We start from the raw sequence: 5,439 nt of genomic DNA on the forward strand, positions 1-5,439 counted from the left end.
CCGACGAAACTGACGGCGGCGATATCCTCATGATCGAGGATGGCATCGACCATTTCCTTGTCGCCGTGGACGACCTGCAGCAACCCCTCGGGTGCGCCAGCTTCGACGAAGAGTTCGGCAAGGCGAACGGGCACGCTGGGATCGCGTTCGGACGGCTTGAGGATGAAGGCGTTGCCCGCCGCGATCGCCATGCCGAACATCCACATCGGGATCATCGCCGGAAAATTGAACGGAGTGATGCCCGCGCCGATACCCAGCGGCTGGCGCATCGAATAAACGTCGATGCCGGGGCCTGCGCCCTGCGTGTATTCGCCCTTGAGCGCCTGCGGAATGCCGCACGCATATTCGATGACTTCAAGCCCGCGCTGCACATCGCCATGCGCATCGTCCACGACCTTGCCATGTTCGCTGGCAAGCAGCTCGGCAAGTTGCTGCTTGTTTTCTTCAACCAGTCGCTTGAATTCGAACATGACACGGGCGCGCTTCTGCGGATTGGTCGCGGCCCATTCGGGCTGGACCTTCTTGGCAGCCGCAACCGCCTGATCAAGCAGGGAAGCATCGCCCAGCGCAACTTCGGCCTGAACCTCGCCCGTCGACGGGTTCCAGATCTTGTGCTTGCGGGTGGCAGCCGGGCTGTTGCCGGCAATGAAATGGTCAACCTGACGCATAGGAAAAATCCTCTCTTTCGTTGGCAACGGCCAATACGCGGGAGAGGTCCGAAATCAACCGGTATTGGCTGAAACCTTCAGGAACTGCGGTCTAGCCGACCCCTGCCATCATCTGCGCGCACAGGATTGCGCCGTATGTTCCCAGTGCATAGCCAAGCACGGCGAGCAGCACGCCGACTGGGGCGAGGGCGGGGTGAAATGCAGCGGCTATGACCGGTGCAGACGCGGCCCCGCCGACATTGGCCTTGCTGCCTACCGCGACGAAGAAGAACGGCGCCTTTATGATCTTGGCGACAACCAGCAGCAGTATGACATGGAACAGCATCCAGATGAAGCCGATCGCCATGAAGGCAGGAGCATCCGCGATCTTCGTAACATCCATTCGCGTGCCGATTACTGCAACGAGCAGGAAAATGAACAGCACACCGAACTTGCTCGCCCCGATACCCTCCAGTTTGCGGGCGCGGGTAAAGCTGGCGGCAAGGCCGACAGTGGTCGAAATGACCACCACCCAGAAAAATTCGCTGGCCAGCGTCGCCTCTTCGCCCTGCAATTCGGCGAAGAAATTCCCGAGCCAGCCGCCGAGCAGATGCGAGAGGCCGACAACCGCAAAAGTAATGCCGAATAGCAGGACGTAGTCGTTTGCCTTGGCGACGCGTTCGATACTTTCGGTGTAGTCGGCCATGGTATCGCGCAGCTTGGCGATCGAAGAACTGTCCGCGCCCAGCCAGCGGTCGACACGCTCATGCGCGCCAGCGCCATACAGCAGGAAGACCATCCAGATTTCGGCGACAATGATGTCGACAGCCAGTAGCGCAGCAAAACCTTCGAGAGGATAACCATAGACTTCGAGCATCGCGGTCTGGTTCGCTCCGCCGCCGATCCAGCTTCCTGCGAGCGTGGCAAGGCCTCGCCAGGCTGCCGTGTCGCCGGAACCGATAATCGATGGTTCGAACTGCGCAACGATCCACAGCGCCAGTGGGCCACCCAGGATAATGCCGACGGTGGCGGTAAGGAACATAATGATGGCCTTATTGCCGAGGCCCAGAATGCCCTTGATGTCGATGCTGAGCGTCATCAGGAACAGCGCGGCGGGCAGGAAATAGTCCTTCGCCACGGGCCACAGATTGCTCTGCGACACGTCGATCAGGCCGAAGGTCGTCATCAGGCTTGGCACGAGGTAGCAGATCAGGATGATCGGTACGAAGACGTAGAATCGCTGCCAACCGGGCCTGTCGCGCGTGGCGAACACGAACGCGAGGACGAGAGCCAGCAGGCCAAGGATTATCCTGTCATCGCTGATCATGATCGTGCGGCCCCTTATCCTGCCTGAATGTCATTCGGCCGCGAATGTGCCGGTTTCGAAGAAATGCGCGATTTTCTTTTGCTGCGGCATGATGTCCAGACCACGCGCAGCGAGCCATGCGCTGTCGAAGATCGTATCGGAATAGCGCGCGCCGTCATCGCAAAGGATGGACACGATCGATCCTTTCCAGCCGCGTTCGGCCATCTCCGCCGCGATCTTCGCGCACGCCCAGACGTTCGTTCCGGTGGATCCGCCGCAGCGGCGACCCAGACGCTGGCTGACTTCGTGCGCCGCCGCGATCGAGCAGACGTCCGGCACGGCTTCCATGCGGTCGATCACATCGGGGAGAAAGCTGGGCTCGACCCGCTGCCTGCCGATGCCTTCTATGCAGCCCGCTGAATGATCCACCCGCTCGATCGAGCGATCCTGCCAGTGGCGGTGAAATACGGATCCTTCCGGATCGGCCACGCATACGCGCGTGTCGAAACGATTATATCGTGCAAAGCGCCCGATGGTGGCAGACGTCCCGCCCGTGCCTGCACCGCACACGATCCAGCGCGGTACGGGATGCGGTTCGCGCTCCATCTGGGCGAAGATCGATTCGGCAATGTTGTTGTTGCTGCGCCAGTCTGTGGCGCGTTCGGCAAAAGTGAACTGGTCGATGTAATGGCCGCCCAGCTCATCGGCGAGCGACTGCGCTGCATCGTATATTTCGCATGGCCGATCGACGAAGTGGCATTCCCCTCCGTAGAAGGCGATGGCATCAAGCTTCGCCTGCGCTGTCGAGCGTGGAACGACGGCGATAAAACGCAGTCCGAGCATCCTGGCGAAATAGGCTTCCGAAACGGCTGTGGATCCGCTGGACGCCTCGACAATAGCGGTGCGTTCGCAAATCCATCCGTTGCACAGACCATACAGAAATAGCGATCGGGCCAAGCGATGCTTCAGGCTGCCGGTCGGATGACTGGATTCGTCTTTCAGGTAGATGGCGATATCCGGCAGGGCCGGAACGGGCAAAGGTATCAGATGGGTATCGGCCGACCGATGGAAATCGGCTTCGATCCGGCCGATGGCCCAGTTCACCCATTCACGATTGGTCGACATTGGGGCCTTGTATAGCCCTCCTCCCGGGAGGGAACCCTCGCCGGACACGTTTTCCGCGGTTGGTCGGAGATCGCGCGAGCGGAAGGGCACCGCCGGATGATAGACGCGCTGCAAAGGATAAAACGGCGCCGGCCGACAAAAGGCTATCAGGCCGTGCGCGCGATACGCCACACGGCAGAATGGGACAGACGTTCGATCCGACAGATATCGCCCGCTTCGTCGCACAGCTTCGCCCACCGACCAGGCGCGATCGTCATGGCCCGATCCAGCGCGCCATTGGGCGTAAGAGCAGAAAACGAGATCGTCTGGGCGATGCCGTCGTCATCCACATATTCGAGATTGTAGTCGTGCATATAAGCCCCCTCCGATCGGGGAAGTCCGCCAAATGGTCGGTTGAAAGCCTGCGACTCCGTCCAGTGATGGTGAACGACAGTCTACTTACCAGATGGTGACTTCATTCCCTAATTGGGTTCCGTCGGGTTCGCTGGTGCAACACGTAGGGGCAACCAAGCCATATTGACTGATCGAGCCCTGTCGTGGCAGGCGCCTCGTCGTGTTGCATGGCTGATACGACATGAAGTCGGACATGGTTCGCGGGTGTAGCTCAATGGTAGAGCAGCAGCTTCCCAAGCTGACGACGAGGGTTCGATTCCCTTCACCCGCTCCAATGAAAAAAGCCGGCCCCTGAAGGGACCGGCTTTCTTCGTATCTGGAGAGGGTGCGCAGCTTAGAACAGTGAGACCGCGGGGCCTTTGAGCGTGTAGCGGTCCTTGCCGAGCGCCATGTCGATGGTCAGATAGCCTGACTGGCCCTTCAGCTCGCTGGCCGGGACGCTATCGCCGATGCCCTTGGCGAGCACATTGCCGGACGTGGAGACAACCGACCAGCCAAGTGGCTCAGCGCGGGATTCCGCGAAGACGGCCTTGAGGTCAGTCTTGCCGTTCATCTGGGTCGGCATCGGGGCCTGCAGCGTTCCTTCAACACGGGAGAACAGCTGGACCAAATAGATCCGGCCATTGGCGCGCACAGCCGCCACACCGGTATGGTCGAACTCGCCGCGCTTGAGATTGGCCTTGTTGGCGGGGTCTGCCATCAGGGCACGATAGGCTTCTTCAGGCGTAGCCGAGTCATCCACAATGGCCATGTTGGCGCCGAATGCCCCCATGAGGTGGGTGCGGTCCAGCAGGCGGACCCGGTCGAGATGACTGCGTCCTTCCATGTCCTCGTGGGCCACATAGCCCCGAACCGCCATGTCATAGGCATGGATACGTGCAGCTTCGTTCAGCGTCGCAAGGTTTTTCAGGCTCGCCTTGCCCGCGTCGCTGCGGTCAGCGGCCGCGAACTGACCAAGCTGGCCTTGCATGAACGTATCCGGCGTGACGCCATTGAGGCCCTCAAAACAGGCTTCGGTTTCAGTCTGGAATGCAGCAGGCTGCAGGCCGAGACCATCCGACAGGTCACAAGCCTGTTGGGCATTCGCAGTCAGTCCCAGCGCCGCAAGCGCCAGAGCGGAGATTGACATATATCTGTATTGTTTCTGTAACATAAGTGTCACAATACCGTGTGTGACAGATTTGCGTCAAGTAATGACACTTTTACGTATCTTATCTGTATGCTACTCGGAGGCGTCTTGCCGGAAGGCCCTGCAATCACTCAGCATCCGGCTGGCACGCCCGCAAACCCGCCACAGGAATCACGGTCTCCCAACCTCCATCATTCAGTAGCTTGATGCGGCCAGTTGAGATTTTTTGCCCGCCCTCCACCATCTCGCCGGGCGTGATTCGCAGGGACATCGTCTCGCCTTCGATGGTCGTGTAATCCATTTCGGTCATGAATTGTCCGAACAAGGTCCCGCCCTGGCGGACCAGAGCCATGGTCTGCTGGGTTTCAGACAGCATGGTTTCGGCCGTCTGACTACCTGCCTTGGAGAAGTAGATGAAGCGCCGCGGCGCGCCCTGGGTCCACAGGAACAGCGCGCACTCGCCATCCGCAAGATCCTGCGCTGGTAAATTGCCTGCCTCGGGAACCTCCGGCGCCGGCGGAACGGGCCGCTTCTTGTCGCCGCTCGCACATGCCGCCAGCAGCAGCGCCCCCGCGACAATCGCAATTACCTGCCTCATGGCCTTGTCTCCATTCTGTTCATCGACCGCGTGTAGACCAGCGCACCATTCCGGTCTGTAAATCCCGCAGCCAGCAAGGCAGCGCGCAATTCATCATCAAAATTGGTCAGTTCCAATTCAAACCCATCCTGTGCAACAGCCTTGAGGACAATGCGTGTGCCGTCCCCCGCATCCCCAGACAATTGCGCAGTCAACCGGGTGTCCGTGCAGGTCAGTGGACCGCTGAGGACGGGCCAGTCCC

General features: G+C 60.1%; 7 protein-coding genes and 1 tRNA gene. 1 reads left to right on the forward strand and 7 read right to left on the reverse strand.

Annotation, left to right across the window (positions count from 1 at the left end):
• The 4 genes from B4F73_RS00020 to B4F73_RS00035 all read right to left on the reverse strand — a co-directional run.
• Nucleotides 1-668 (reverse strand): aldehyde dehydrogenase family protein (locus B4F73_RS00020; protein WP_290482216.1); only part of this gene is annotated, 668 nt, incomplete at its 3' end.
• A 91-nt stretch (nucleotides 669-759) separates the two neighbouring features.
• Nucleotides 760-1,974 (reverse strand): DUF819 domain-containing protein, encoded by a 1,215-nt coding sequence (locus tag B4F73_RS00025; protein WP_222828297.1) that lies wholly within the window; start codon nucleotides 1,972-1,974, stop codon nucleotides 760-762.
• Nucleotides 1,975-2,004: 30 nt separating this feature from the next.
• Nucleotides 2,005-3,078 (reverse strand): PLP-dependent cysteine synthase family protein, encoded by a 1,074-nt coding sequence (locus B4F73_RS00030; RefSeq protein ID WP_222828298.1) that lies wholly within the window; start codon nucleotides 3,076-3,078, stop codon nucleotides 2,005-2,007.
• 146 nt (nucleotides 3,079-3,224) lie between these two features.
• On the reverse strand, nucleotides 3,225-3,431 hold the full coding sequence (locus B4F73_RS00035; protein ID WP_290482217.1) for a hypothetical protein: 207 nt from the start codon (nucleotides 3,429-3,431) through the stop codon (nucleotides 3,225-3,227).
• A 240-nt stretch (nucleotides 3,432-3,671) separates the two neighbouring features.
• On the opposite strand from B4F73_RS00035, the gene B4F73_RS00040 reads away from it, so the two are divergent.
• A tRNA-Gly gene (locus B4F73_RS00040) sits at nucleotides 3,672-3,745 on the forward strand.
• Nucleotides 3,746-3,805: 60 nt separating this feature from the next.
• Here the strand turns inward: B4F73_RS00040 and B4F73_RS00045 are convergent.
• From B4F73_RS00045 to B4F73_RS00055, 3 genes are all read right to left on the reverse strand, one after another.
• A complete protein-coding gene (locus tag B4F73_RS00045) occupies nucleotides 3,806-4,600 on the reverse strand; it encodes a CAP domain-containing protein (protein ID WP_206990816.1) in 795 nt (264 codons plus the stop codon).
• A gap of 127 nt (nucleotides 4,601-4,727) precedes the next feature.
• The gene (locus tag B4F73_RS00050; RefSeq protein WP_290478737.1) at nucleotides 4,728-5,198 is read right to left on the reverse strand and encodes a hypothetical protein; all 471 of its coding nucleotides are present in this window, start codon (nucleotides 5,196-5,198) and stop codon (nucleotides 4,728-4,730) included.
• A partial coding sequence (locus tag B4F73_RS00055; protein WP_290482218.1) for a hypothetical protein occupies nucleotides 5,195-5,439 on the reverse strand: 245 nt, incomplete at its 5' end. The genes B4F73_RS00055 and B4F73_RS00050, both read right to left, overlap by 4 nt.

It is taken from the genome of Hyphomonas sp. UBA3601 (genome assembly GCF_002375605.1).
Lineage (GTDB): Bacteria > Pseudomonadota > Alphaproteobacteria > Caulobacterales > Hyphomonadaceae > Hyphomonas.

Coding starts and splice junctions, on each gene's coding strand:
- B4F73_RS00025 (WP_222828297.1), bottom strand. CDS start 1,974: ATGATCAGCGATGACAGGATAATCCTTGGCCTGCTGGCTCTCGTCCTC.
- B4F73_RS00030 (WP_222828298.1), bottom strand. CDS start 3,078: ATGTCGACCAATCGTGAATGGGTGAACTGGGCCATCGGCCGGATCGAA.
- B4F73_RS00035 (WP_290482217.1), bottom strand. CDS start 3,431: ATGCACGACTACAATCTCGAATATGTGGATGACGACGGCATCGCCCAG.
- B4F73_RS00045 (WP_206990816.1), bottom strand. CDS start 4,600: ATGTCAATCTCCGCTCTGGCGCTTGCGGCGCTGGGACTGACTGCGAAT.
- B4F73_RS00050 (WP_290478737.1), bottom strand. CDS start 5,198: ATGAGGCAGGTAATTGCGATTGTCGCGGGGGCGCTGCTGCTGGCGGCA.